Here is a 25,648-nt window from a genome sequence, read left to right on the forward strand (position 1 = left end):
GCTTTGAATTTGCCTTAAATTCAAGCATTTGGGCTGAATTTAATTTTAAATTCAGCTTTTTGCTAAAAATGTGAATTTAAAGGATAAATTTGGCAAAATGCTTGAATTTGCGTGAAATTTCATCTCTTTTCACGAAAAATTCAGCCCTTTTGCGAGATTAAAACCCCCTCGATTAGCTTTTTTATGTCGCCGTCTAAGATGCCCTCTACATTTGAAAAGGCTTCGCCACTTCTGTTGTCTTTGACTTGCTGATAAGGGAAAAGCACATAGGAGCGGATTTGATGTCCCCAGCCTATCTCGCTTTTTTCGTTTGAATTTGAGGCATTTTCTTGTTTCATTCTTTCTAGCTCGTAAAGGCGAGATTTTAGCATTTTCATAGCTGTTGCCTTGTTTTTGTGCTGACTTCTATCATTTTGACACTGCACCACTATGCCGCTTGGTAAATGAGTAATACGCACGGCACTTTCTGTCTTATTGATATGCTGTCCTCCAGCCCCACTTGCGCGGTAATAATCAATTCGCAAATCCTTTTCCTCTATCTCTATGACTATATCATCGTCAAGCTCAGCACTTACCATAACGCTTGAAAAGCTTGTGTGGCGGCGTCCTGCACTGTCAAAGGGGCTTGTGCGAACGAGGCGGTGAATGCCATTTTCAGCCTTCAAATACCCATAGGCATTCTCGCCCCTTACCAAAAAGCTCACATCCTTAAGCCCTGCCTCATCGCCTTCTTGAAAGTCTAGCACCTCTACCTTAAAGCCCTCTCGCTCGCAAAAACGCAAATACATCCTATAAAGCATACTCGCCCAGTCGTTGCTCTCAGTGCCACCAGCTCCCGGGTGAATGCTAATAATCGCATTTTTGCCGTCATTTTCCCCACTTAACAGCATAGAAAGCTCTAAATTCGTAATGCTAGCTTCTAAATTTACAGCATCCTCAAAGAGTTCGTTTATGGTCTGCGTATCGCTCTCAGTATTTGCCAAATCAAAAAGCTCGTCCGCGTCATTTACTGCACTATCAGCGTTTTCATAGTTTTTTAGCAAATTTGAAAGTTTAGCCTTTTCCTTGCCTAAAATTCCAGCCCTTTGAATGTCTTGCCAAAAATTTGGCGAGTTTTCAATGACATTTATCTCATCAAGACGGATTTTAATCTCATCAGGCTTGATGATGGATTTGACATTTGCTAGCTTGTTTTTCAAGCCCTTTAAAAGCTCGCTGTATTCATAAGCGTCCATAATCTTTACTCATCTTTGGTATAATTTATTCTTTTGTAAAAAAGTGTTAAGCCTTGCCTTAAAAAAGTATCTAAAAAAAGCTTTTTTGCTTTGGCTACGCTTAAAGCCCACTTATTCTTTCTTTTGAGAGTTTAAAGTGAGCTTTTTTGAAAACGAAGTTTTTATAACAACAAGCTTCTTTGATAAAATCAGCACTTTTTTGCAAAAGAACAAGTTGAAATTTTAGCAAAGTTAAATAACAGGATTATAAATGCCAAAACTTTACCTGCACTCACTTGGCTGCAACAAAAATCTAGTAGATAGCGAGATTATGCTAGGACGCCTTGAAAACTACGCCCTTGTAGAAAGTCCTTGCGAGGCTGATGTTTTAATAGTAAATACCTGTGGTTTTATCAAAAGTGCCAAAGAAGAAAGCATAGCAAGCATTTTAAATCTGCACGAAGAGCGAAAAAAAGGCTCTTTGCTTGTGGTAACGGGCTGCTTGATGCAGCGTTACAAAGATGAGCTAATAAAAGCCTTGCCTGAGGTTGATTTATTCACAGGTGTGAGAGATTATGAGAGGATAGATGAGCTTATTTTAAATAAAACAAATTTATTTTCAAATTCGGTGTATTTACAAAGCGAAAACACAAAGCGAGTAATTACGGGCTCAAACTCTCACGCCTTTGTTAAAATTTCAGAGGGCTGTAATCAGCATTGTTCCTTTTGTGCCATACCTAGCTTTAAGGGCAAACTTCAATCAAGAAGCATTCAAAGCATAGTCAAAGAGCTGCAAAGCCTTGTAGCACAGGGCTTTTATGATTTTTCCTTTATCGCCCAAGATAGTAGCTCATATTTGCTTGATAAGGGGCAAAAGGATGGACTCATCTCTTTAATAAAAGAAGTAGAGCAAATAAAAGGCATTAGGGCTGCTCGCATTTTGTATCTTTACCCTACAAGCGTGAGCGAGAAGTTAATTGAGAGCATTATAAGCTCAAAAATCTTTGTGAATTATTTTGATTTGCCCTTACAACACATAAGCGATAAGATGTTAAAAGTGATGAAAAGGGGGGCAAATAAGGCTCGTTTGTTGGAGCTTTTAAGCCTAATGAGGCAAAGTGAGGATAGCTTTTTACGCACGGGCTTTATAGTAGGACATCCAAGTGAGGGCGAGGCTGAATTTAAGGAACTTTGCGACTTTGTGGAGGGCTTTGAATTTGATAGAATTAGCATCTTTGGCTACTCAAAAGAAGAGGGCACAAGTGCTTATGAAATGCCTCAAATCCCTAAAAAAATCATAAATTCACGCCTTAAAATCATAGAAAAAATCGTAGATTTTAAGATAGAACAAAGTTTTTCGCGTGAGCTTGGCAAAATTAGACAGGTTGTTTGCACAGGCACAAGTAGCGAGGGGGGCTTTTTCATAGCGGGCAAGGATTTACGGTGGGATAGGGACATTGACGGAGAAATTCTCATCAATGAAAGCAAATGCGGAGTCTTAGAGCAAGGAAAAATCTATGAGTGCGAAATCACGCAAAGCGTGGATAAAAAGCTCATAGCAAGGGCTTTAAAGGAAGCTTAATGAGTGCTTTAAAGGCTATTAGCAAGGGCAAGATAAGATCAAAGAATGGGTCTTCTTTGGGTAAAAAATCTCCCTTGAATTTAGATAAAGACACAAAAAATTCACACCTTTTTTTAAATAAAAAATCTAAGCCCTTAAAAGACACAAAAAAATCACACAAAAAGCTTAAAAATAGCAAGGGCTTAGCCTTAAATTCAAAGGATATTTTAAAGCCACTTAAAATCAAAAACGAGCATTTGAGCCTTTTAAAAAAGAGTAAAAATCTGCTTGCCTTTTCTTATGGAAGCGATAGCACGGCTTTGTTTTACACCCTTGTGGCACATAAGATTAACTTTGATTTGGTGCTTATAAATTACAAAAAAAGAAAGCAAAGTGATAAAGAAGAAAGGGCTGCGAAAAAGTTAGCAAGGGACTTTAATAAGCAAATTTTTGTTAAAATTGCTTCAAATTTTAAGGGTAATTTTCAACAAAAGGCAAGGGATTTTCGATATGAGTTTTTTAATGAACTTTGCTTGAATTACAAGTATGAAACCGTGCTTTTAGCTCAGCAAATGAATGATAGATTTGAGTGGTTTTTAAGACAGCTTGCAAGGGGGGCTGGGGTAGTTGAGCTTTTGGGTATGAAAGAGAGTGAAAAAAGGGCAAATTTCACGCTTTTGCGTCCCTTTTTAAACACACCAAAGGCTGAAATTTTAGGCTTTTTAGAAAAAGAAAAAATACAATTTTTTAATGATGAGAGTAATGAAAACGAAAAATACGAGCGAAACTTTATTCGTAAGCATTTTGCTACGCCTTTTTTGAGTGAGTTTGGTGCTGGCGTGGTAAAAAGTTTTGCCTACCTTGAAAAAGACGCCAAAAATTTGTGCGATGATGAGATAGCTGAATTTAAGGGCATTTTAGTGTGCGAATGCCTTGAAAGTGCGATTACAAGGGCTGTTAAAAAAATGGGCGTTGTCATGAGTGTGGGACAAAGGGGGGAATTGCTTAAACATATGCCCTTAATTTCACAAAAACAATTACACAATTTAACAAATTCACAGGATGAAAATTCAGCCCTTGATGATAAGATCAATTTTATCAAGCAAGAAGTTTTAAACAAAAGCCAAGATATAAGCCTTGTAAACGGTAAAAAGCTTGATCTTAAAGATATAGTGGTATCTGGGAAAGTTGCCATAGCCTTTATGCGTGGTAAATGCTTGGTTTTTAAATACAGTAAAACTCAAAGCAATAGCCATAAGATCCCAAAATCTCAAAGAGAAAATTACAGAAAAGCCAAAATCCCAAAGCTCTTGCGTCCTTATCTTTATGAAAACGGCGTAGAAACGAAAGAATTGCTTGAATTTTTATCCTTCTAAACTTAGAGATTTTAAATTCAGCACCCTTTGATAAAAAAGGTGTGTTAAAAAGATGACGAAAAATACCTGCAAAAAAAGTCCCACAAATGGCACGGAGGCGAGCAAGTAAAAGCAAAGTGTGGTGAATTTAAACTCCAAAGGCGATGTGCGAGCGTAAAATGCGTTAAATTCAGCCTTTGAAAGCACATTGCTAGCTACATCAAGCAATAAAAGCTTGTGAAAGAGATAATAAACCACGACATAATACACAAAAAGGTTGATAAAGGGCAAGAGCAAGGTTAGCGTGGCTATGAGGGCAAAAATGGTGAATTTACAAAGTATCCATAGGGTTTTAAGCACAACTGTTGTCGTGGAGATGCTGTTTGTGCGGGTGTGGCGGTAATACTTTTCGTTTATTGCCTTGCAAATAAGGGGCGTGAGAAAACTTACAATGAAAATCGCCAAAAATACGGAGGCAAAAACCACCACAAAAGAAGCTGAAAGAAAGCTTAAAATGGTGATGATAATTTGCACAAAGGCTAGGCTGTAAATGAAGGCAAACATTGAAGCCTCGGGGTCTGTGCCAAATAATTCATCAAAAAAGCCAAGTAAAACCGAAAAGCCAAAATACGCCAAAAGCCCAAAAAGCAAAACACTAAAAAAGAGGGGTAAAAGGGCGAAATTTAGGAATTTTTTGGTGAAAAAATCTTTTAGAGCTAGCTTTAAAATGCTTAAGATTGAGCTTTCTTTGAGAGTCATTTATCTTCCTTAAAAGAGCTTAAAATTCATTTTATGGCTTTGTTGTTAAATTATTTTCAGTTCATGCTTTGAGTGAGAATTTACAATTTTTACAGTGAAAATTCACAGTTTTGATGAAATGGTAGCAAAAAATCTATACTGTTTAAGCTAGGAATTCACAAATTTATCAAAATAAATATGAAAATTCAAATGAAAGCTTGAATTTTCCATTAAATTTAAGGCTAAAAATAACTTAAACTCAAATAAATGAGTTTTAAGTTATGATTTATAAGGTGAAAAACAAGTATATGATTTGTTTAAAAATTTCAAAGGCTAAATTTAAGAATTTTGCAGTATTTTTGGCTTCGTGCTACTCCTCTTGCAACTTTTCAAAAAGCCTTGATCTTAAAGCCATAAAAATTTTAAAATTAAGCAAAATTTCTGCATCGATAAAATCATAAAAAATCTTAGAATTTTAAGCCTTAAAGAATGTGAAAAAATTTCAAAAATGCAAGATTGAAATAGCTGAGAGTTATTTTTACAATGCTTTGCTCGTAACTGCGTAGTAGAAGGTGCAAAAAGGGTGCGTTGTAAGCGTGGGCGTTAAGCTTATAAGAAAATACCTATGTTTTTACTTCGTTAAGCTTCTTGTCCCTTTGCAAGAAGATTTGCTAAAATGAAATGGGCAAGTTTATACTTAGCTTATAAAAGCTTACTTAGCTAAGAAGCTCTTATCTATGGGATTTAAGCAAGATGGAATTTTTGTAGTGCTAGGCTATTGATGATGGTTTAGTTGATTTTTTGTAATGTTTTGCCCCTTACTTTGCTAAGCAAGGTTATAGGGTAAAACACGCCAAATTCGAGTTTGCAAAGGGACGAAGCCACATAAACAAAATTGTGAATTTCTAGGACTTTGCAAAGTTGACACTTGCCAAATTTAGAAGCACAAAAAAGAAAATTTTATCCTTCACTTAAAAGAAACAGAATTAAGACGAAAAATTTGTGACAAAATTCTCATCAAAATTTATTAAAATTGATAAGAGAAAATCCTGTTAAGTTTAATTGAGCCTTCTTAAAAAGCATTGATTTTTTAACTAAGCTTGTTAAATTTTTATTTTTGAAAAAAAGATTGTGTGATTATTAAATCAAACTATACAACAAATCCGTAATTCTTTCTCAGCATTCAGCAATCTAAACCAACGAGCTAGCTTTGTGAATTTATACTCAAAAAACAGCACAACACGCAAAAATTCACAAGCAAAAGCTAAAATTCACATAATTCACTATCTCACCGCCTCATATCTTTTTTCAAGCTCTTTATAAATAGCCTCAAATTCAAGCTCACTCTTTAAAATTTCATTTAAAATCTCGTTATCCTCAACTCCGTCCCAAGTTTTTTTGTAGTTTCCTTCCTTGTAGCCATTGTTTTGGCGAAAGATATTTAGCACATTTTTACCCACATAAATGGCATAAAGTGCGTCTAAATTCAGCCCACACTTCATAGCAAGCACGAAATAAGCAGATAAAAGCTCACCCAGATCAAGTCCAAAGCCACTACACTTGTGAATAATCAGTTCTATATCGTTTAAAACCCCATATATATCAGCCTCATTGGGTCTGCCCTTTTCCTTACAAAACTCCTCAAAATGACTAACAGAGCAAAGTTCTTGCGAGATCTTTGCAAGATCTGCATCCTTAAATTCCTCAAGCAACATACTCAGTATAAAATGCCAAATATCAACGATTTCAATGCGGACATTGTCCCAATTTGTAGGTGTTTTTATGTTTTTCCAATGCTTCCAAGCAAAGGAGTCAATCAGCTCAGCACATTCCATATAAATGCAGCGCCTCCAGCTAATTAGCTTACCTTCCTTTGTGTAGCCTTCTTTCCAGTCCTTGCCATTTGTCTCGTCATTTAGCCTTTGTTGCAAGGCTAGCATAGCCTCTACTGTTTTTGTCTTTGTCATCATTAGACATAAAAACCGAAGGTATTTTTAAATTTATTTGTGTCCTTGTTTTCATCTTGCAAGGCTTGAAGCTGTTTTTGAAAGATTTGACGAATTTCATCAATTAGCCTTTTGCTATCTTCAAGCATGGTGGTGTTTTGCTTTGGATCCTCGCTTTGATTTTGTCTAAGTGCTTGATCAAAGGCACTTACTAGCCTATCCATAGTGGCATTTTGTTTGTTTTCGTTATTAGCACTTGGCAAGATATTGGCAACTTGCATAGCATTTTGTATGAAATCTTGAGGGTTTAACTGTCCTACCTTTGAGTTTTGCAAGAACTTATCTAGGATAGGCTGAACCTCTTTCATAGCATCTTTGATTTCGGCCATATCGGCTTGTGTGAGCTGCGAGCCTTGGTAGGAAAAGGAAAAGCCGTACTGTCTTCTTAGGCTTAAGCTTTGATTTTCTCCGTCATTGCTATAACTTGCACTTTGTCTGTCAAACATCGAAAGAGAGAGGTTTTTGCCACTGCTTGTGGTGTAAGAAAAGCCAAAATTTTGATTTGAACTTGATTCGATTTGCATAATAGATCCTTGTAGGTTTTAAGCCTTAAATCGACATTTTTATTCTTAGCTTTAGCCTTTTTGTAAAAAAATGTTGAAATTTATGACACTGTTTTGTCCGTTTGCCATAAAAGCTTTGTTTGTAAAGAATTTTCGTTTTTTAAAGAAGCTAGGCCTTGAATTTTACAAAGAGTCAAGAAGCCCTCTTCTTGCAAATTTGCAAAACAAAAAATTCTTTTTGAGTTTCTTATCAAGGCTTGATCTGACAAAGCTCACTCATACAAAGAATAATATTTTTGATAAAAGAAGCAGGTAAAAAGTATATAATTTTATTTATGGATGAAAGAATCAAAAAATATCTGCAAAAAAATAAGCTTCTATCTTGGTCTATGCAAGACGGTTCTGGGGTGTATTGCGCAAATGCCTTTTATGCCTTTGACTGTGAGGATTTAAGCTTAATTATAGCCTCGCACATAGAAACAAGGCACATAAAACTTGCTAAAATCAACCCAAACATCAGCATAAACATAGCAAGGCTTAATAAGCTTGCTCTTTTACAAGGCATTCAAGCAAAGGGGGTATTTTTAGAGGCAAATGAAAGGCAGGTCGGGCTTTATTATGAGCGTTTTCCTTTTGCAAGAGCTTATAAGGGAGTTTGCTTTGCTTTGAGGCTAGATTATGTTAAATTCACAGACAATGCCTTTTTTGGTAAAAAGCTTATCTTTGAAAGAGATTAGGGATTTGTTTTGAATTTTATATTAAACTTGTGTCTTAGTCTTTAAAGCCTTGTTTTAAAAAAGATCTTTGCTTATCTTTTTGCCGATATGCTAGATAAATCTAAGCCAAAAGAGCTTAAACAAAGATCTTAAAAGTAGGGCTAAATTTAAGGCTTGAATTTAAGATAAAATTCACAAGGCTGAATTTTTAGGATATTTATGTGGAATGTGATCTATGCTCTTTTTTTTAGAGAGCTTAAAACAAGATTTGGTAAAAATAGACGACTTGGATATTTTTGGCTTATAGCTGAGCCTATGATGCAAGTTATTTTTATAGCTGGCATCATTAGTCTTATTAGAAGCTATCAGTTTTTAGGCTATAAGCAAGGGGTTATTCAAAGTTCTATGCCTATTTTTTTGTTTTTATCCGTTGGCATAATACCTTTTTTTATGTTTAGAAACATAGTAGGACAGCTTATGGGAGGCATAGGGGCAAATTTAGGGCTTTTTATTTATAGACCTGTAAAGCCCATACATGTTTTTATAGCAAGGACCTTGCTTGAAACCTTTCTTTATTTTTTTATCTTTGTTATTTTGATGCTTGTTTTGGCTTGGTTTTTTGATTATCCTGCTACTCCTAGTAATTTTTTAGAATTTTATGCCTCCTTTTTGGTGCTTGTTCTTTCTGGCTTTTCTTTGGGGCTTATACTGGCTATTATCGCTCATTTTTTTCATGTTTTAAGATCCTTGATTGGATATTTCATAATGATCTTATACTTTACCTCGGCTGTTTTGTTTCCAAGCTGGATCCTGCCAAATAGACTTTTTAATATACTACTTTACAATCCTTGGTTTCACATTATGGAAAGCTTGAAGGCTGGGTATTTTGAACTTTATCCTTTAAGAGAGGAAATAACCCTATTTTACCCTCTTAGTGTGAGCATGATCTTACTTTATATAGGGCTTTGGGTTTATTATTACAAAAGACAAGAACTAACGGCAAAACGCGATGATCAAACTTGATAATATAACCAAATTTTATATGCTAAGAGGAGGACAGAGGCATTATATTTTCAGAAATTTCACCTTTGAGCTTCCTGATAATTGCAGCATAGGACTTATGGGCAAAAACGGAGCTGGTAAATCAACCCTTATGAATATGCTAAGTGGGGCTGAGGTGCCAAATAAGGGCAGGATCATAACAGATCAAAGAATCTCTTGGCCCCTTGGCTTAAACGGAGGCTTTCAAGGCTCTTTAACAGGAAGGGATATGAGTGCCTTTGTGGCTAGAATTTATGGTTTTAGAGGCAGAAAGCTCAAAGAAAAGGTTGAATTTGTAAGAGACTTTGCAGAGATTGGGAAATTTTTTGATGAGCCTATGGCAAGGTATTCTTCTGGTATGAGGGCTAGGGTGGGCTTTGGTTTGAGTATGGCATTTGACTTTGATTACTATCTAATCGATGAGGCAGGTGCTGTTGGGGATCCTTCCTTTGTGAAAAAAAGTAGGAGAATTTATGAGGAAAAACTTTCCAAATCAAGGGTCATAATGGTCTCGCACAATGTAAATGAGATTAGAATGTGGTGCAATAAAATTTTATTACTAGATCAAGGCAAGATACATATCTTTGATGACATAGAAGAGGGCATCTTGGCATATCAAGGGATGATGAAATGAAAAAAAATTTTCTTGTCAAGCTAAAAGAAAGCGCCCTTGTTAAAAGGATCAAGGAGCTTGATTCAGCTAGGACCTTTTATACTGTTAGCAAACTTAGTTTTGTTCAAAGATTAAAGCAGCTTTTGTTTTTTGATTCTTTTAAGATCGTGCTTGTTTTGATGGGCTTTGTCGTGTTTTATTATTTTTTTATAGCAAGTGATCGCTATGTAAGCAAGAGTGCAATTAGCGTTAGAGCCACATCTTCTCAAAGTGGCTCCCTTGGGGTCTTAGACAGCCTTTTTCGTGGAACAAGCACGGCAACTAATGAGGATCTTATTTATTTAAAAAACTACATCTCCTCCCTTGATATGCTTCAAATTTTAGATCAAAATATCAATATCCGCTCCTTATATGAAGCACAAAGGCTTGATCTTTTTTTTAGACTTTATTCTTTTGATGATCAAGAAGCCTTTTTAAGATACTACAAAAATAGAGTGAAGGTTATAGATCAAGGAGATGGGCTTTTAAATCTTGAAGTAGAAGGCTTTACGCCCCAACAAGCTCATCAAATAGCAAGTGCCATACTCATTCAAAGTGAAAAATTTGTAAATGAGATCACTCACAAAAACGCAAGAGAACAACTTGCCTTCGCAGAGGCTGAGCTTTTAAAATATAAAGAAAAATATCAAGAAGCCACAAAGGCTCTCACAGATTTTCAAAACGAACACGGAGTGCTTGATCCCTCAAAAGAAACAGAAGCAAGGGTCAGCTTCATAGGCTCTATGGAGGCAAACCTAGCCACAAAAGAAGCCTCCTTACTTGCTATGCAAAGTTATATAAATGATGATGCACCTCAAATGATCACCCTAAAAGCTGAGATTGAGGCTTTAAAACAACAGCTTCAAAAAGAAAAGATGAGGGCAAATGTCAGCGTAAATTCAGAAAAATTAAACGAGCTATTAGCTAGCTTTCAAAAACTAACAGTAGAAGCTGGCTTTGCTGAGAGTGCTTATACAACAGCATTAAGTGCCTTTGAAAGCACAAGGATAGAAGCCATTAGAAAGATCAAACAGCTAGTAATCATTCAAAGCCCAACCCTACCACAAAGCCCTATGTATCCTAGAAAGCTATATAATATAATAACCATCTTTATAGCCCTAAGCCTCATATACAGCACAGTTAGGCTCATAAAAACCATAATAGAGGAGCATAAGTATTAATGAAAAAGATTATTTTATTTTTCTTGCCACTTTTTATCTTAGCCGTTGATGTTTCAGAGCTAACAAGCAGCACAGCTACAAATGAAACAAGCACAGATAACAACACAAGTTTAAGCAAGGTGCAAAGCAGTGCTGTTTTTGGTGCTCATTTATTTAGCGGAAATTTCAAGCAAAGCTCTCAACACATTTATAATCCAAACTACAAAATAGCAGTTGGGGATATGATCAGTGTTAAAATTTGGGGTGCTGTGCAGTTTGAAAGCAATTTAATAGTCGATTCTCAAGGAAATATCTTCATACCTCAGGTTGGTGCTATACAAATTTTAGGGGTTAGAAATGCTGATTTGCTCGAGGTTATTAGGGCTGATCTTGCTAAAATTTACAAGGATAATGTCTTTGTTTATGCAGATATGAATGCCTATCAAAATGTCTCTGTTTTTGTAACGGGAAATGTTAATTCTCCTGGGCTTTATCAGGGTTTAAGCTCTGATTCTGTGATTCAGTATATTGACAAGGCAAATGGGATAAACTTAGAGTATGGTAGTTTTAGGGATATAAAAATTCTAAGAGAAAACAAGCCCTTGTATGATTTGGATTTGTATGAGTTTTTGCTGTCTGGCAAAATAAGCCTCTTTGCCTTTAAGACAGGAGATGTGATCTTAGTGGGGGATGTTAAAAAATACGCCTTTGCAAGTGGGGATGTGCAAAAGCCCTTTCGCTTCGAGCTAAAAGATGATATTTTAAGCTTGCAAGATCTAGCCAAGATAGCAGGAGCAAGAGCCATAGTAACAAATGCCATAGTCAAAAGCTACTCAGCAAACAATAACTTACACATTAATGCCTATGCCAAAAAAGACTTTGAAACTGTTATGCTTCAAACAGGTGATGAGGTGGAGTTTAGACCTGATTATAATGCCCAAAATTTAAGCATAAGGATAGAAGGAGAACACAGCGGACTTCACGCCTTGGTGGTAAAAAAAGGCACAAATTTAGCCGAGGTAGTAGCTAGAATTAGAGCTAATGCCCATTCAGATCTAGATTCCATTCAGGTATTTAGAAAAAGCGTTGCCCTAACTCAAAAAAAACTCATAGAAGCTCAGCTTAAAGAGCTTGAAACCTTAGCTTTAACAGCTCCTTCTGTAAATGCAGAAGGAGCAGCCATTAGATCAAATCAAGCAAGAACCATACTTGAATTCATAGAAAGGGCAAAGCAAGTAGAACCAAAGGGGCAAATAGTAATTGACAGCCCAAATGCCTACAAAAACATCATCTTAGAAGAAGATGATCTAATAGTAGTTCCAAGTAAAAACAATCTAGTCTTAGTTCAAGGCGAGGTAGCCTTGCCAGGTGCCTTTGTCTTTGTGGATAAAAAGAAGATGGGTTATTATATTGATCTAGCAGGGGATTTTAGCGACAGGGCTGATAAGTCTAGGGTCTTAGTTATTAGAGCCAGTGGCAAGGCTGAAAAGTATAGAGTAAGCTTTATAGGCTCTATGGCTAGGATTAGACCAGGGGATAATATACTTGTCTTGCCAAGGATCGATTCTCAAAATTTGCAAATCACAGCCATGCTTACTCAAATTTTATATCAAATAGCCATAGCTACAAATGTAGTTCTTAATATAAATCGCAACTAAGGAGGTCTTATGTCAATAGATCTAAATGAAATAGCCAAAGAGGTTTTTAAGATAGAAGCAAAGACCATTAAGGATCTAAAAAAGAAGATCGATGCTAATTTTACAAAGGCTATAAGCTTGATACTAGAAACAAAGGGCAGATTAGTTGTAAGTGGCATAGGAAAAAGCGGCCACATAGGAGCTAAGATAGCAGCCACTTTGGCAAGTACTGGAACTCCTAGCTTTTTTATGCATCCAGCTGAGGCGCTACACGGAGATCTTGGTATGCTTACAAGGGAGGATACCTTGCTTATGATCTCAAATTCAGGAGAAAGCGAGGAGATCTTAAAGATCATTGCTGCCATAAAAAAGGCAGGAATTAAGATCATAGCAATGAGTGGAAATCTTAAATCAACCCTTGCCAAGCAAGCTGATCTTTGCCTTGATATATCCATAAAAAAGGAGGCTTGTCCCTTGCAGCTAGCCCCTATGAGCTCTACCACAGCCACACTTGCTATGGGGGATGCTTTGGCTGTTTGTTTGATGAAAAAAAGAAATTTCAAGCCAACTGACTTTGCCCTTTTTCATCCAGGAGGAAGCTTGGGTAAGCGTTTGCTTACTAAGGTTAAGGATGTGATGGTAAAAAGGTTGCCCCTTGTTAATGCTAAGACTCCATTTAATGAGCTAATAGATGTGATGACTAGTGGCAAACTTGGACTTTGTCTTGTGATGGATAAAGAAAATATCATAGGCATCATAACAGATGGGGATCTAAGAAGGGCATTAAAAAGAAATAAAAAGCCAAGGTTTGATTTCATAGCAAGTGAGATAATGAGTAAAAACCCTAAGATCATAGACGCTGATGCTATGGCAACAGAAGCAGAAGCCTTGATGCTAGAACATAAGATCAAAGAAATTCCAGTAGCAAGTAAGGGCAAGATCGTTGGGGTGATCCAGCTTTATGATATAGGGCGAATTTAGCTTAAAGTGGCTTGTGAGACTTTAATTTTTTTGCCTTTTTTGTGAATTTTAGTCTTTTGTGGATGCTTTTTTGACATTTTTTGCTTTGAGCTTATTTTTGTGGATGAGAGGGTAAATTTAGCTTTTTTGTGAATTTTAGCTTGTTTTGTGAATTTTTGTATGTTTTGTGGGCTTTTTAAATTTGACTAAGCTTTGGAGATAAATTGATTTTTGTGAATTTCGCAAAGTGCTACCGTTATCTTTTGTTTGCCAAAATCAATTTTTCATCACCCAATGGGTGCGAAGAAAAATGCTGCACCTTGAATTTAATTAAAAATTCACAGTTTATCTAAATTTGCACTGTTATTTTTATGTTTTTTAAAGGCGATTGATACTTTTAGCTAAAATGATCTAGGATTTTTCCTAAGCCATTTTAACAAAATTTTATACAAATTTTCGTTTTTAACCTTGACATTGTATCGAAATTCACTCTCTTTCAAATGAAGGTAGAAAAATTCCCTTTTAATCCCGTGAAACTGACTTAATCTAGCCTTTGTAAGGTCCCCAGAAATTCACAATTTCGTTGATATGGTTTCGTCCGTTTGCAAATTCATTTTTAGAGTGTTTTACCCTATAATGTGCCTTTACTCCTTCTTGCAAAGTTGCGAACCTAGCGAAGCAAAAAATCCACCAAACCATCATAAGCCTTCCAGCTGTCGCTGTAAATCTCGCACTCGTTAAGCTTTGCAAAATCCCTTATGATAGATAATAGCTCTTTGGCAGAGCAAGTGTTTGAGTGCATAAACGCTAGCGTAGCGCTTTAGCATCCCTTCTCGCAAAGGGACGAGTGCGTAGCACGAAGTAAAAACATAGATCTTTTCTTGCCAGTCCTACGTCCACGCTTACCACGAACACGCCTTGCACCTTCTACTACGCAGTTGCTAGTGTAACGAAGCAAAAAATAATTCTCATCAACTTCGATTTCACCACTCATTTTAGAAAGCTTTTCGTATTCTTTTGCTATCAAAATGCGAATTTCTTTGAAAATTTTGCACAAACTTTGTTATGAAATTTAACAAATTTCAGCGATTTTTTCGCCTCTAAATCAAGGGCCTCTTGTAAAGTTACGAGCCGAAAGGCGAAGTAAAAAATACTTCAAAATTCCTTAAATTTCTTTTGAGACAATTCGGAAACGGACTTTTGTTTTTCATAGGCGTTAACTTAAAAATCTGTCAATTTGGTTTAAGTTTAATTGAGTCTTTTTAAAATACAGTTTTTCAAGCTTTTGCTTAAATTTAGCCAACACTTCAAGCTATCATTTAAATCTAAGATAAAAATCGAGTACAGTTTAATAAAAAGTTAATTTAAACCAAAAATTCAACCTCCATTTTCATAAGCTCAAACAAAAATGATAAAAAAGTTTTCAGCTTAGACAAGATTAGAACAAAAATTGCTTTTTAAGCCTATATCAATGACAAAGGCTTAAAATGAAATGCATAAATGAAGCCTCTATGACAAGGCTAAATGAGTTAATTTATTATCTTAAACAAATAAGCAAGGGACAACTAGCATTAAATTTATATCAAAAGATAGTTTTTTTAATCGAGCTTAATCACTACAGAGCACACCAAAAGCTCTTTATAGGACTTAGCTTTGAAAGCCTTAGATATGGACCCTTTAGCATAGAACTTGCCAAGGCTATGGACGCACCAGATGAAAAAATCTATGTTTCAATTCAGGTTCAAGAGGCTGTTGAGGAGCTTTTGCAAGAATTTGAGCTTTATGATTTTTCTTACGAAAGTATGCAAAAGGCTTATTTTAAAATGAGTAAATACATCTCATCCTTATATATTTACAACATAACCCCTTATGAATTCACGCTTGATTTTGACAAATACAATTTTGAAGATCTCTTTGAGACAGTAGCTTACAATCTTAGCGGCGAACTTTTAGAGCAAGAAAAAATCAAAACCCCACTAAGCCGTCAAAGGGCAAAGGAATTTGAGCATTATTTTGCTTAAATGCCTTTTGAGTTTGCGATTTATCTAGTGTTTTGAAAAGCGTTTTTGTATGCGTGGCGAGGGATTTTTGTAAGCGAAGTTTTTTGTAAAATTATTATTCTAAAGGATAGCGAAGTGTTTCAAATACCACCTTGTCATACTGAGGCAAAGCCGAAGTATCTCATAACAACATAAAAGTTTGTCATACTGAGCTTTCGCAGAAAGCGGAAGTATCTCAAAAAGAGCTTTTTTGCTTGGGCTACGCCACTCTGCTTGGTCTCTACGCTTATAATGACAAAATTCTTGTCATACTAAGTGAAGTATATCAAAATAACGCAAAGTTTGTCATACTGAGGCAAAGCCGAAGTATCTCAAATTTAAAATAGAGATATTTCTATCACTTCACTACCTCAGTATAACAAAACGAGGGTATAACTTGTTATATTGAGCTGGTAGTTTTCAGTTTGCCTTTTTGGGCGAGTTGAAAGATTTTTGTTAGTCAATTTGTCATTTTAAGCGTTGAGAAGAATTACAAGCTACACACTTGTTATTTATAGTGTGCGAAGAATAATTGCACTTTCTTTAAGGCTTTTGTTTATGTATCTTGGTTATAATCTTTGCTTAAAATAAATAAGGGCGTTTTATGACAAATATCATTCTTTGCGGAGGCAGTGGGACAAGGCTTTGGCCGCTTTCAAGAGAGCTAATGCCAAAGCAATTTATCAAGCTTTTTGATGCGAATTTGGGCGTGAATTCGGCTTTAAATAGTGTGAATTCAGCCCAAATACAGCAAGAAAAATTCACACAAAAGAGCAAAGAAAAATCCCTCTTTCAGCTTTGCCTTCAAAGAAATGCTTTGCTTTGTGAGAATTTCCTTGTGGTTTCAAACGAGGAGCAGTATTTTTTAGCACTTGATCAAATTGATGAGCTAGAAGGCTTAAATTTTAGCATAAATGAGGGGGGGGGGGGGTTAATGCCCTTGAAAACAAGGCTTTAAAAGATGAAAAGAGTAAAAATTCAAGCACAAAATCAACAAGCCACTTAAACACAAACTCAAACAAAAACTCAACCATAACCCCATTTTTAAATTCAAACCCGCAACTAAGCTCAAACACAAAATTCAAAGAATATGCAAATTCAAGCAAAAATTCAAGCTCAAAAGAAAACTCACAAACAAAATTAAACGAAAATTCAAGCATAAATTCAAAGATAAATTCAGTCATAAATTCCATAAATTTTCTACTCGAACCCCTCCCCAAAAACACAGCAGCAGCCATAACTTTAAGCGTTTTAAGCCTAGATAAGGATGAGCTTTGCCTAGTAAGTCCAAGCGACCATCTAATCAAAAACCAAGCAGAGTATGAAAAAATCATATTAAAAGCCGCCCAACTTGCCAAGCAAAATTTCATTGTCCTTTTAGGCATAAAGCCAGATACAGCTCAAATAGGCTTTGGCTACATAAAAATGAATGATAATGGCGATGTGCTAGGCTTTTACGAAAAGCCAGATTTAAAAACCGCGCAAAAATATCTAAAAGAGGGCAATTTCTTTTTTAATAGTGGAATTTTCATCTTTAAGGCTAGTTTTTTTCTCAAACAAATGCAAAAATTCGCCCCCAAAATTCTAAAAGCTTGCGAAGATGCCCTTAAAAACGCTATTAAAGAGTCAAATTTAATCCGCATAAAACGCGAGGATATGGAAAAAATCCCTGAAAATAGCATTGATTACGCGCTTATGGAAAAGGCTGATAAATTAAAACTAATTCAAGCCAAGTTTGAGTGGAGCGATTTGGGCAGCTTTGAAGCCCTTTATGATGCCTTTGACAAGGATAAAACGGGCAATGTCATCAAGGCAAAGACCCTAAACCTTGATAGCAAGGGCAATTTCATCTACTCTTCAAATGCCAAGAAACTCATAGCCACAAGCGAGATAGAAAATCTTATTATCATAGACAGCGAGGATGCACTGCTACTTGTCCCCAAAAGCAGGGCTCAAAGGGTGAAAGAACTTGTTTCAAGGCTTGACGTAGCAAGTAAGTTTCGCAAAATTCACCCGTCCTTGGGGCAGCTACACGGTGCTAGAAAGTGAAAAAGGCTACAAGCTAAAACGTATTGAGGTAAAGCCTGGCAAAAAGCTATCCTTGCAGAAGCATTTTCATAGAAACGAGCACTGGATAGTAGTTAGCGGCACGGCAACAGTTACTGTGGGCGATGAAAAAAGGCTTTTGCGTCCTAATGAATCGACATACATAAAAATGGGGCAAATTCACCGCCTTGCAAATGAGGGAAAAATACCTGTGATTTTAATCGAAGCACAGGTGGGGGAGTATTTGGAGGAAGACGACATTGTGAGGATTGAGGATGATTTTAGGCGAACTTGAATGGTAACGGCGTTGTCTCTTGGCTGCCTTCGCGGGAGTATCGCAAAAATTAGGCTTGACAGGCTATACTGCCTAGTCTCGCCTAATTTTCGCTCGTCAGCCCGCAAATTGGGCTCAAGATACAACGCCTTATCGTCTTTGGTTCAAAAAATTCACTCTTTGTGTGAATTTTTATTGTGAAGTTTGGTTGTCTCTTGTGAGCTTTTAAAATTCGGCTTGGCTCGGCTTTGGGCTATAAAATAATTTTTGCGAACTTGATAGACCGCTACCTTTAGTCTGGTCTGCGTTCGCAAAAATCATTTTCTAGCTCCAAATCCTATGCCTTTAACTTAATTTTACTGAAAATTCACGCTTTGCGTGAATTTTCGCTTTGATTTAAAGTTGTTTGTGAATTTTTGTATTAAATTTGTGAATTTTATCGTGGTTTTTAAGTTAAATTCACAAGGCTGACGGGGCTTTTTGCGATAAATTCATTTGTGTGGGCTTGATAGACGCTTCGCTTTCAGTCTTATCTTCGCCCACCCAAATGAATTTCTCATCAAAAATCCGCGTCTTAAATTTAATTTCACTGAAAATTCACGCAAACGTGAATTTTCTTTGCGGTTGTGGCAAATCTATGAAGTTTAAGTGAAAGGACAAAGAAAGTTGTTGAATTTAATGCCTAAATTGATAGAAAAAGCTTGATTTAAGGAGCTTACTACGAGCGAGGTATTTTTGATAAGAAATTGCTCTTGGTGGGCGTGGATAAGACATCTTAGTCTATCGAGCCCACCAAGAGCGATTTATTGCAAAAAGACAAGCGAGAGACTAGCTGAAATTAAGGCGTTAAATACAAAAAAAGCCTTGTGAATTTAGCCCCAAAAAACGCCAAAATTCACAAGACAAACTAAAAAGAAAGGAAAATAATGACTAAAAAAGCGTTAATCACCGGCATCACAGATCAAGACGGAGCCTATTTGGCTGAATTATTGCTAGACAAAGGCTATGAGGTGCACGGCATTAAACGCCGTGCCTCGCTCTTTAACACCGATAGGATAGACCATCTCTACACCGATAGGCACGAGACGGATTGCAAACTCTTTTTGCATTATGGGGATCTGACAGATTCTATGAATCTAACACGCATTATACAGCAAATTCAGCCTGATGAGCTTTATAATCTTGCTGCACAAAGCCACGTAGCTGTGAGCTTTGAGACACCTGAATACACAGCAAATGCTGATGCCATAGGCACCTTACGCATTTTAGAGGCTGTGCGGCTGCTAGGGCTTACAAAAAAGACGAAGATCTATCAAGCCTCCACTAGCGAGCTTTATGGGCTTGTGCAAGAGATACCGCAAAGCGAGAAAACGCCCTTTTATCCACGCTCGCCCTATGCTTGTGCGAAACTTTACGCGTATTGGATTAGCAAAAACTACCGCGAGGCTTATGATATGTTTGTTAGCAATGGGATTTTGTTTAACCACGAAAGCCCTATTCGTGGCGAGACCTTCCTAACGCGTAAGGTTACAAGGGCTGCTGCTAAAATCGCCCTTGGCTTGCAAGATAAGCTTTATCTTGGAAACCTTTCAGCCAAACGCGACTGGGGGCACGCAAGGGACTATGTAAGGGCTATGTGGCTTATCTTACAAGCAGCTAAGCCTGATGATTTTGTCATCGCAACTGGCATTACCACTCAGGTGCGTGAATTTGTCCGTCTTGTATTTGATGAGCTTGGCATAGAGCTTGAATTTAAGGGCGAGGGCATTGATGAGAAGGCTTTTGTTGCGGCGTGCAAGGGTGAGTTTAAGCTCCCGCTTGGCAAAGAAGTAGTGTGCGTGGATAGTGGGTATTTTCGTCCAACTGAGGTTGATTTACTTATAGGCGATGCAAGCAAGGCGAAAAAAGAGCTTGGCTGGACGCTTGAATATGACTTAAATTCACTCATCAAAGATATGGTGCAAAGCGATTTAAAGCTAATGCAAAGGGATAAGCATTTGCAAGATAGGGGCTATAAGATTTTTAGCTATTTTGAGTAGGATTTGAATTTTAAGCAAGTTGCCTTTGAATTTAGGTTGTTACAGCTAGTTTAAATCCCACTTTTAATTTTAATCAAGTTAAAGCAAGTTTAAAGCCCACCTTGTGAAAATGCTGTGAATTTTGCGAGTTTAAAACGGATTTGAGTGAGCTTTGAGGGCATTTGATTAAAAAATTCACAAGATTGAGTGAATTTTTAGCTAAGTGCTTGTGAAGCCTTTGAAATTCATAGTTTAAGAAAGGAGTAAGGATGAGTTAAAAAAAAACTTAGTTTAGCCAAAAATCAAAAGAAAGGAAGTAAAAATGAAAGAATTCAAAGAAGGTAAAATGGTGCTAGCAAGGCATCTAAGTGAGGGGGATTTTAAAAAGGGGCTTAACTTTTTTTCCTCTGATAGCGAGTTTATACAGGTTGGAGTATGGGGCTATGATAAGGGCAAAAAGCTTTTAGCACACAGACACAATGAAGTAAAAAGAGAGGTTTTCTTAACCCAAGAGGTTCTTTTTATCAAACAAGGCAGCATAAGGGCTAGAATCTATGATAGCAAACAAAACCTAGTGGGCGAGCTTGAGGTAAAAAGTGGAGAGGTGCTAGTAGCTCTAACAGGACTATGATATTTTAGAGGATGACACTCAGGTTTTGGAGGTGAAAAATGGTCCCTATGTGGGCGCAGAACTTGACAGGGTGAGGATAGAAAGTGAGTGATTAAAAAACTTGCTTTTCAAAGAAGTTAAGGGGCTTAACGGCGTTTTGTGGAAGCTACAAAACAAAATTCAAGCCTTGTCAAGGCAAAACACTAAGTTTGACATACTTGTTGCAAGTAAGCAAGGTGCGTCAAACATCAAAACTTGTCATATTAAGCGTGTGAATGAGCTTAAATTCAAAAGAGCTTCTTGGCTTTGAGCTAAAGCTAAGAATGGCAAAGGATATTAAAATTTATATCTTTGTCATACTGAGATAAATCTTTGTTATACTGAGGCGAAGCCGAAGTATCTCAACTTGTATCTTGTCATACAAAGCTAAAGCGAAGTATCTCGTAATTCAAAAAAGAGATTTTTTGCTTTGGCTACGTCTTGCAAGCTGCTTGGTCGCTACGGTGGGAATGACAAAATTCTTGTCATACAAAGCTAAAGCGAAGTATCTCAAATTTAAAATAGAATTTCTTCGCTTGCAAAAGCTAAGAATGGCAAGGGTGTGGATTATTTGCTTAGTTTACAAACTTGCAATGACAAGACTGTGTCCCATTTAAACTTCTTTGAATTTAACAAAATGCTTGTTTAACTTTAATTTACAAAATAAAAAGGAGATAAAATGAAACTACATCTAGGTTGTTGGCACAGACAAATTCCGGGCTTTATCAATGTGGATCTGTGCGATATGCCACATATTCATCACAAAAGCGACATTAAAGATTTATCAATGTTTGAGGATGAAAGCGCTGAGCTAATTTATAGCTCGCATAGCCTTGGGTATTTTGATAGATTTGAGGCTGTAAGTGTGCTTAAAGAGTGGGGTAGGGTGCTTAAAAAAGGAGGGCTCTTGCGTTTGGCTGTGCCTGATTTTGATAAGCTCATTTTGGTGTATCAAAAAAGTGGTAAATAAAATTTTAGGACCACTTTATGGGCGAATGGAAATTAGCACAAATGCTAGCGATTTAACTGCTAGTAGCAATGGGGGGAGATTGATAATATATCAGAAAACGGTCTATCCCTTTTCTTCTCTAAAGGAAATCTTAGAAAATAATGGCTTTGACAAAGTTCAACACTATGAATGGCAAAAAACCATTCACAAGGACTATGATGACCACAGCCAAGCTTATTATCCGCATATGGATAAAGAAAATGGGATTTTAATCTCGCTTAATGTAGAAGCGACTAAGCTTTAAAGAGGGCTAGGCCGGGCTTAAATTCAAGGCTAGTGGTTAAGGCGAAGATCGTGAGGCATTTTTTGGACTATACACGAGTAAATGAGTGCAAATAATTCAATGTAGTTGAAATTTGCGAAGTGTCTTAATACCCAACGAGTTGTTAGTATAGCAAACGCACGAAGTAAGCAAAACGAGCAAAGCAAGGCTTTTAAGCCTTGCAAAGTCTCTTTACATCAAGGGGGTTGTGAGCTAAACAAGTGTCAGCAAGAATTCACCTTAATACCAAGCTAGTTGGTAGCAAAACAAAAAAGAATTCGCAAGAATTCACCGCAAAAAATAAAGCAAAAAAGAAAGCAAAAAAGAAAGCAAAAAAGAAAGCAAAAAATAAAGCATAAAAGAAAGGATAAAAATGGATTTTATAATGCAGATGCGTCCTTGGTTTGAGGATGAGGAAAAAAGGGCATTAAATGAGTATATGAGCGAGGATGGCTTTTTGACAGAGTTTAAAAACACAGCCAAATTTGAAGGGATGATAGCTGAATTTACAGGGGCAAAGCATTGCATAGTGGTAAATAACGGCACCATTAGCCTCACACTTGCTGCCCTTGCAGCAGAAGTAAGGGCAAATGATGAGGTCATAGTGCCAAATTACACTATGATAGCCACGCCAAATTCGGTGCAGTTTTTTGGCGCAAGGCCTGTATTTGTCGATGTAGAACGAGATACTTTATGTATGGATCTAGAAAGGGCAAAAGAGGCTATCACCCCACGCACAAGGGCTATAATGCTAGTTAGTGCAAATGGACGCTATCCAAAATGCACCATTGAAGCCTTTGTAGAACTTTGCAAGGAAAAAAACATAGCACTAATCGAGGATGCAGCACAAGCACTTGGCTCGTTTTATCCAAACGGCAAGCATATGGGAACTATGGGCTTGGTTGGAAGTTTTTCTTTCTCTATGCCTAAGATCATCTCCACAGGACAAGGGGGTGCTTTAATCACAAATGACGATGAAATCGCTTGCAAACTTCGCAAACTCAAAGACTTTGGCAGAAGTGGGGGAGGCAATGACATACACGAATGCCTAGGATATAATTTTAAATTCACAGAACTTCAAGCCGTAGTTGGCATAGAACAGATGAAAAAGCTAAATTGTAGGATAAAACGCAAAAAAGAACTTTACAGACTTTATGAGGAGGGCTTAGCTGGGATAGAAGGCATAGAGCTTTTTAAGCAGGATCTATCTTGCACTGTGCCTTGGTTTTATGACGCACTTTGTGAAAGAAGAGCTGAGCTGTCAGCCTTTTTAAAGGATCAAAACATACAAACTAGGGTGATGTATCCTCCCATAAATGAACAACTTGCTTATGAGGGCTTATTAAAAAATGGGGAGGCTAGGAATGGGACGCACTGTGAGGATTTTAAGGCTAGTGATTTAAAAACCAAAACAAACTCTTGTGTTGAAAAGAGTGCTAATGAATTTGCAGATGAGAGCTTGAATTCTATCAATGATAAAGCCTTTGCTGTATCAAAGCTAATAGGACAAAAGGGGCTTTGGCTTCCTTCTTTTACCCAGCTAAAAGATGAACAAGTTCTTTATATTTGCAAGAAAATAAAAGAGTTTTATAAGAGAAGTTAAGCTTTTTATTTTTTAAAAATGCTTTAAGTTAAAAATAAATTCAAGCATTTTAAGCTGAATTCTTGTAAATTTTGTTGGTGTTTTTTAAAAGCTGAATTTCTTGTAAAGCTTATTTATGCTTTTTTTAAATTGCTTGCAAGATTTATGAATGCCTTTGAAGCTTTGTGAATTTTTATGAATTTAAGAACTTAGCTTTGTGAGTTTTAAAAACAAGCCTTTGCTTGATAAAGCTTATAAATGAAGGCTTAACGGTGCTGATCTTATTTGTTTAAAAATTCAACAAGCTAGAAGCTGTAAGGCTAAATTTTCATCAAAAAAACAATTAAACTTGATAAGATAAATCTTGTTAAAGCATTTTGAGTCTTAATTAAACTTCATAGGCAAAAAGTCTATTAAAGTATATTAAGTCTAAGTTTAATTAAGTCTAAATAACTTTAAATTCACAAGGCTTGAATTTAAAGGTTAAGACACCTTGTGTACTTACACTCTTTTTGTGCTGATTAAATTTGCAAGTAGGATCTAAGTTATTTAAACTTGCTTGAACTTTGCAAACTAAAAGCTCATTTAAAATGCCTTCTTGCAAGTATAATTCTAAGCTGCCAAAGCTTGCAGACTATCTTGCCAAAGTGCTTGTTTTGCCGAAGTTTTTGTGATATGAAAAGAATTTGAAATTGTGCAAGGGTGTTTGAAAGCTTTGTGGGGATCTTTGAAAAGTGCCTTGAAAGGAATTGCTTTGAAGGTTGGTGCAAAGACAAAGGATAAGCACTTTTTGCACAAAAGTAGTTTTGCCAAAGGTGGCTTCGCCCCCCCCCCCCCCATTTTCAAGGCAAGTTTTATCTTTACTAGTTTTATCTTTTGCAAAATACGCTTTATCCTTTGAAACACAGTCTTCATTCTTTTTAAGGCAGATCTCAGTCCTAGCTTTAAGCCCACAAGCAGCCATTAACTCCTCATCTTTTAGCTTTTTAACATTCACAAAGGCATTGCCAAGCCTATACCCACGGCTTTTTTGTAGCCTTAAAGCCTCTTCATAATCTTCATAAGCACTAAGTGGCATTTTGATAGCTTCCTTTAAATGTGCCTTTTTGCCTTTTTTATGCAAGGCATTTAAAATTAAAACTAAAAGCAAGAAAAAATTTGTATTTGAGTCTAACAAAATCCCTATTTTATACGATAAATGTTCCTTTACTCTTTCACAAGCTCCTATTAAAAACAGCTCACTGTTCTTCGCAATGCCATTAACATTGCCTACAAACTTACTCCTCTCAATTAGCTCCTCAAAGTGCATTTTCAAGGGGCTAAATGGCTTTATCTCGTCCTTTTCAACCCGCCTTTCAAACTCGTCTAAAAAAGCATTTATGCCCTTATGAAAACCCATCCCAGCAAAGCTTGAAAAATGATACTCCCACCATTTACTTGCCAAAAGCCTGGCTCTTGTAGCCTCATCAAAGCGGTATTTGATGATTTTCGCAGGCATACCACCCACTATGGCATAAGGTGGCACATCCTTTGTTACCACAGCCCTTTGAGCGATGACGCAGCCTGTATGCAAAGTGATACCAGGCTTAATGAGTGCGTCCGTGCAGATATAAACATCGTTTTCTATGATGGTTTTCTTACCAGCACTTGAAAATGGGGCGTAAGATATGGACGGCTTGAAGTTGGGGTTGAATTTTTGACTAGAATCTTTAAATATGCTATGTATGCCGTCATAGTTGCAAGATGAAGTTGTGATAAGGTGTAGCGGGTGTTTGTCAGCGATGAAGCCCCAGCCAGCCGCAAAAGAGCAGTATCTGCCGATCTTAATATCTGTGCGACGAAGAGGGGAGTTTGAGTAAGAAATCGCTCCCATTTGACAATACACAGCACCGTGCTGAGAGCAAAATTCCTCCGCATAGCCACCATCAGGCACTATGAGCTTATCACCTTCCTTAAAAACTGCGGTGGTTGTGGTAAAGCGGTTGTGGATATTATTTTGCATTAGATATTCTATGGCGAATTTATTTAAGATAATTTGTGGCATTTGTACTACTTTTGTGAATTTTAACTAAAAAAAGCTTTAAATTTTCATTCATTTCAACTTCTCACCCTCTTTGCAAAATATTTAGGCGATTGATACTTTTAGCTAAAATTTTATAGGATTTTTTCTAATCAATTTTAACAAAATTTTATACAAATTTTCATTCTTAACTTTAACATTATATC

Annotated in this window: 23 protein-coding genes and 1 pseudogene; 18 read left to right on the top strand and 6 right to left on the bottom strand. The window is 36.7% G+C overall.

All coding sequences use genetic code 11. From position 1 onward, the window contains the following. Nucleotides 1-140 precede the first annotated feature (140 nt). On the bottom strand, nt 141-1,235 hold the full coding sequence (prfB, locus tag DMC01_RS06575) for a peptide chain release factor 2 (RefSeq protein ID WP_142693473.1): 1,095 nt from the start codon (nt 1,233-1,235) through the stop codon (nt 141-143). A 250-nt stretch (nt 1,236-1,485) separates the two neighbouring features. Here prfB and rimO point away from each other — a divergent pair, with 250 nt between their 5' ends. After that, the gene (gene rimO, locus DMC01_RS06580) at nt 1,486-2,796 is read left to right on the top strand and encodes a 30S ribosomal protein S12 methylthiotransferase RimO (RefSeq protein WP_142693474.1); all 1,311 of its coding nucleotides are present in this window, start codon (nt 1,486-1,488) and stop codon (nt 2,794-2,796) included. Further along, entirely contained in the window at nt 2,796-4,151 is a 1,356-nt protein-coding gene (gene tilS, locus DMC01_RS06585; protein WP_142693475.1) for a tRNA lysidine(34) synthetase TilS, read from the top strand. Before rimO ends, tilS begins: the two co-directional genes overlap by 1 nt. Here the strand turns inward: tilS and DMC01_RS06590 are convergent. From DMC01_RS06590 to ciaI, 3 genes are all read right to left on the bottom strand, one after another. Next, a complete protein-coding gene (locus tag DMC01_RS06590; protein ID WP_142693476.1) occupies nt 4,140-4,889 on the bottom strand; it encodes an EI24 domain-containing protein in 750 nt (249 codons plus the stop codon). The genes tilS and DMC01_RS06590 overlap by 12 nt on opposite strands. Before the next feature lie 1,262 nt (nt 4,890-6,151). Then, nucleotides 6,152-6,835, bottom strand: coding sequence for a dUTPase (gene dut, locus DMC01_RS06595; protein ID WP_142693477.1), 684 nt, complete (start codon nt 6,833-6,835; stop codon nt 6,152-6,154). 2 nt (nt 6,836-6,837) lie between these two features. Then, complete coding sequence (gene ciaI / locus DMC01_RS06600; RefSeq protein ID WP_142693478.1) at nt 6,838-7,398, bottom strand: intracellular survival protein CiaI; 561 nt, start codon at nt 7,396-7,398, stop codon at nt 6,838-6,840. Between the two features lie 314 nt (nt 7,399-7,712). Between ciaI and DMC01_RS06605 the strand changes: the two genes are divergently transcribed. From DMC01_RS06605 to DMC01_RS06630, 6 genes are all read left to right on the top strand, one after another. Next, complete coding sequence (locus tag DMC01_RS06605; RefSeq protein ID WP_142693491.1) at nt 7,713-8,114, top strand: hypothetical protein; 402 nt, start codon at nt 7,713-7,715, stop codon at nt 8,112-8,114. Between the two features lie 198 nt (nt 8,115-8,312). Then, entirely contained in the window at nt 8,313-9,116 is an 804-nt protein-coding gene (gene kpsM, locus DMC01_RS06610; RefSeq protein ID WP_142693479.1) for a capsule polysaccharide transporter KpsM, read from the top strand. Continuing rightward, nucleotides 9,103-9,768: an ABC transporter ATP-binding protein gene (locus DMC01_RS06615; RefSeq protein WP_142693480.1), complete on the top strand. Its 666-nt coding sequence runs from the start codon at nt 9,103-9,105 to the stop codon at nt 9,766-9,768. Before kpsM ends, DMC01_RS06615 begins: the two co-directional genes overlap by 14 nt. Continuing rightward, the gene (locus DMC01_RS06620) at nt 9,765-10,967 is read left to right on the top strand and encodes a KpsE/RkpR family capsule polysaccharide export protein (RefSeq protein WP_246059072.1); all 1,203 of its coding nucleotides are present in this window, start codon (nt 9,765-9,767) and stop codon (nt 10,965-10,967) included. Before DMC01_RS06615 ends, DMC01_RS06620 begins: the two co-directional genes overlap by 4 nt. Next, the gene (locus DMC01_RS06625; protein WP_142693481.1) at nt 10,967-12,604 is read left to right on the top strand and encodes a polysaccharide biosynthesis/export family protein; all 1,638 of its coding nucleotides are present in this window, start codon (nt 10,967-10,969) and stop codon (nt 12,602-12,604) included. Before DMC01_RS06620 ends, DMC01_RS06625 begins: the two co-directional genes overlap by 1 nt. A gap of 9 nt (nt 12,605-12,613) precedes the next feature. Continuing rightward, entirely contained in the window at nt 12,614-13,564 is a 951-nt protein-coding gene (locus DMC01_RS06630) for a KpsF/GutQ family sugar-phosphate isomerase (RefSeq protein ID WP_142693482.1), read from the top strand. Nucleotides 13,565-13,944: 380 nt separating this feature from the next. Here DMC01_RS06630 and DMC01_RS16590 read toward each other — a convergent pair. Next, nucleotides 13,945-14,603: pseudogene (locus DMC01_RS16590) on the bottom strand (IS1595 family transposase); the annotation flags it as partial. A 427-nt stretch (nt 14,604-15,030) separates the two neighbouring features. Between DMC01_RS16590 and DMC01_RS06640 the strand changes: the two are divergent. From DMC01_RS06640 to DMC01_RS06680, 10 genes are all read left to right on the top strand, one after another. After that, nucleotides 15,031-15,564, top strand: coding sequence for a hypothetical protein (locus tag DMC01_RS06640; protein ID WP_142693483.1), 534 nt, complete (start codon nt 15,031-15,033; stop codon nt 15,562-15,564). A 622-nt stretch (nt 15,565-16,186) separates the two neighbouring features. Then, the gene (locus tag DMC01_RS06645; protein ID WP_142693484.1) at nt 16,187-16,540 is read left to right on the top strand and encodes a sugar phosphate nucleotidyltransferase; all 354 of its coding nucleotides are present in this window, start codon (nt 16,187-16,189) and stop codon (nt 16,538-16,540) included. Nucleotides 16,541-16,773: 233 nt separating this feature from the next. After that, nucleotides 16,774-17,631: a mannose-1-phosphate guanylyltransferase gene (locus DMC01_RS06650; RefSeq protein ID WP_246059073.1), complete on the top strand. Its 858-nt coding sequence runs from the start codon at nt 16,774-16,776 to the stop codon at nt 17,629-17,631. Next, nucleotides 17,618-17,923, top strand: coding sequence for a cupin domain-containing protein (locus DMC01_RS06655; protein WP_142693486.1), 306 nt, complete (start codon nt 17,618-17,620; stop codon nt 17,921-17,923). Before DMC01_RS06650 ends, DMC01_RS06655 begins: the two co-directional genes overlap by 14 nt. 905 nt (nt 17,924-18,828) lie before the next feature. Continuing rightward, nucleotides 18,829-19,941, top strand: a complete 1,113-nt coding sequence (gmd, locus tag DMC01_RS06660; RefSeq protein ID WP_142693487.1) for a GDP-mannose 4,6-dehydratase — start codon at nt 18,829-18,831, stop codon at nt 19,939-19,941. Nucleotides 19,942-20,242: 301 nt separating this feature from the next. Continuing rightward, on the top strand, nt 20,243-20,551 hold the full coding sequence (locus DMC01_RS06665) for a hypothetical protein (protein WP_221887138.1): 309 nt from the start codon (nt 20,243-20,245) through the stop codon (nt 20,549-20,551). Nucleotides 20,552-20,651: 100 nt separating this feature from the next. Next, nucleotides 20,652-20,840: a hypothetical protein gene (locus tag DMC01_RS06670; protein ID WP_142693488.1), complete on the top strand. Its 189-nt coding sequence runs from the start codon at nt 20,652-20,654 to the stop codon at nt 20,838-20,840. Between the two features lie 408 nt (nt 20,841-21,248). Then, entirely contained in the window at nt 21,249-21,539 is a 291-nt protein-coding gene (locus DMC01_RS14475) for a class I SAM-dependent methyltransferase (protein ID WP_221887139.1), read from the top strand. Then, the gene (locus DMC01_RS14480) at nt 21,529-21,822 is read left to right on the top strand and encodes a hypothetical protein (RefSeq protein WP_221887140.1); all 294 of its coding nucleotides are present in this window, start codon (nt 21,529-21,531) and stop codon (nt 21,820-21,822) included. Before DMC01_RS14475 ends, DMC01_RS14480 begins: the two co-directional genes overlap by 11 nt. 391 nt (nt 21,823-22,213) lie before the next feature. Then, nucleotides 22,214-23,443, top strand: coding sequence for a DegT/DnrJ/EryC1/StrS family aminotransferase (locus DMC01_RS06680; protein ID WP_221887141.1), 1,230 nt, complete (start codon nt 22,214-22,216; stop codon nt 23,441-23,443). 613 nt (nt 23,444-24,056) lie between these two features. Here the strand turns inward: DMC01_RS06680 and DMC01_RS06685 are convergent. After that, on the bottom strand, nt 24,057-25,466 hold the full coding sequence (locus DMC01_RS06685; protein ID WP_142693489.1) for a CatB-related O-acetyltransferase: 1,410 nt from the start codon (nt 25,464-25,466) through the stop codon (nt 24,057-24,059). Between the last annotated feature and the right edge of the window lie 182 nt (nt 25,467-25,648).

The organism is Campylobacter troglodytis (genome assembly GCF_006864425.1).
Classification (GTDB): Bacteria; Campylobacterota; Campylobacteria; order Campylobacterales; family Campylobacteraceae; genus Campylobacter_D; species Campylobacter_D troglodytis.

Excerpts from the sequence above, each read along its gene's own strand:
- DMC01_RS06640 (WP_142693483.1), top strand. The coding sequence starts at position 15,031 with ATGAAATGCATAAATGAAGCCTCTATGACAAGGCTAAATGAGTTAATT.
- prfB (WP_142693473.1), bottom strand. The coding sequence starts at position 1,235 with ATGGACGCTTATGAATACAGCGAGCTTTTAAAGGGCTTGAAAAACAAG.
- DMC01_RS06680 (WP_221887141.1), top strand. The coding sequence starts at position 22,214 with ATGGATTTTATAATGCAGATGCGTCCTTGGTTTGAGGATGAGGAAAAA.
- DMC01_RS06625 (WP_142693481.1), top strand. The coding sequence starts at position 10,967 with ATGAAAAAGATTATTTTATTTTTCTTGCCACTTTTTATCTTAGCCGTT.
- rimO (WP_142693474.1), top strand. The coding sequence starts at position 1,486 with ATGCCAAAACTTTACCTGCACTCACTTGGCTGCAACAAAAATCTAGTA.
- DMC01_RS06605 (WP_142693491.1), top strand. The coding sequence starts at position 7,713 with ATGGATGAAAGAATCAAAAAATATCTGCAAAAAAATAAGCTTCTATCT.
- DMC01_RS06665 (WP_221887138.1), top strand. The coding sequence starts at position 20,243 with ATGAAAGAATTCAAAGAAGGTAAAATGGTGCTAGCAAGGCATCTAAGT.
- tilS (WP_142693475.1), top strand. The coding sequence starts at position 2,796 with ATGAGTGCTTTAAAGGCTATTAGCAAGGGCAAGATAAGATCAAAGAAT.
- DMC01_RS06630 (WP_142693482.1), top strand. The coding sequence starts at position 12,614 with ATGTCAATAGATCTAAATGAAATAGCCAAAGAGGTTTTTAAGATAGAA.
- DMC01_RS06685 (WP_142693489.1), bottom strand. The coding sequence starts at position 25,466 with ATGCCACAAATTATCTTAAATAAATTCGCCATAGAATATCTAATGCAA.
- DMC01_RS06620 (WP_246059072.1), top strand. The coding sequence starts at position 9,765 with ATGAAAAAAAATTTTCTTGTCAAGCTAAAAGAAAGCGCCCTTGTTAAA.
- DMC01_RS06615 (WP_142693480.1), top strand. The coding sequence starts at position 9,103 with ATGATCAAACTTGATAATATAACCAAATTTTATATGCTAAGAGGAGGA.
- DMC01_RS06590 (WP_142693476.1), bottom strand. The coding sequence starts at position 4,889 with ATGACTCTCAAAGAAAGCTCAATCTTAAGCATTTTAAAGCTAGCTCTA.
- dut (WP_142693477.1), bottom strand. The coding sequence starts at position 6,835 with ATGACAAAGACAAAAACAGTAGAGGCTATGCTAGCCTTGCAACAAAGG.
- gmd (WP_142693487.1), top strand. The coding sequence starts at position 18,829 with ATGACTAAAAAAGCGTTAATCACCGGCATCACAGATCAAGACGGAGCC.
- DMC01_RS06645 (WP_142693484.1), top strand. The coding sequence starts at position 16,187 with ATGACAAATATCATTCTTTGCGGAGGCAGTGGGACAAGGCTTTGGCCG.
- DMC01_RS14475 (WP_221887139.1), top strand. The coding sequence starts at position 21,249 with ATGAAACTACATCTAGGTTGTTGGCACAGACAAATTCCGGGCTTTATC.
- kpsM (WP_142693479.1), top strand. The coding sequence starts at position 8,313 with ATGTGGAATGTGATCTATGCTCTTTTTTTTAGAGAGCTTAAAACAAGA.
- ciaI (WP_142693478.1), bottom strand. The coding sequence starts at position 7,398 with ATGCAAATCGAATCAAGTTCAAATCAAAATTTTGGCTTTTCTTACACC.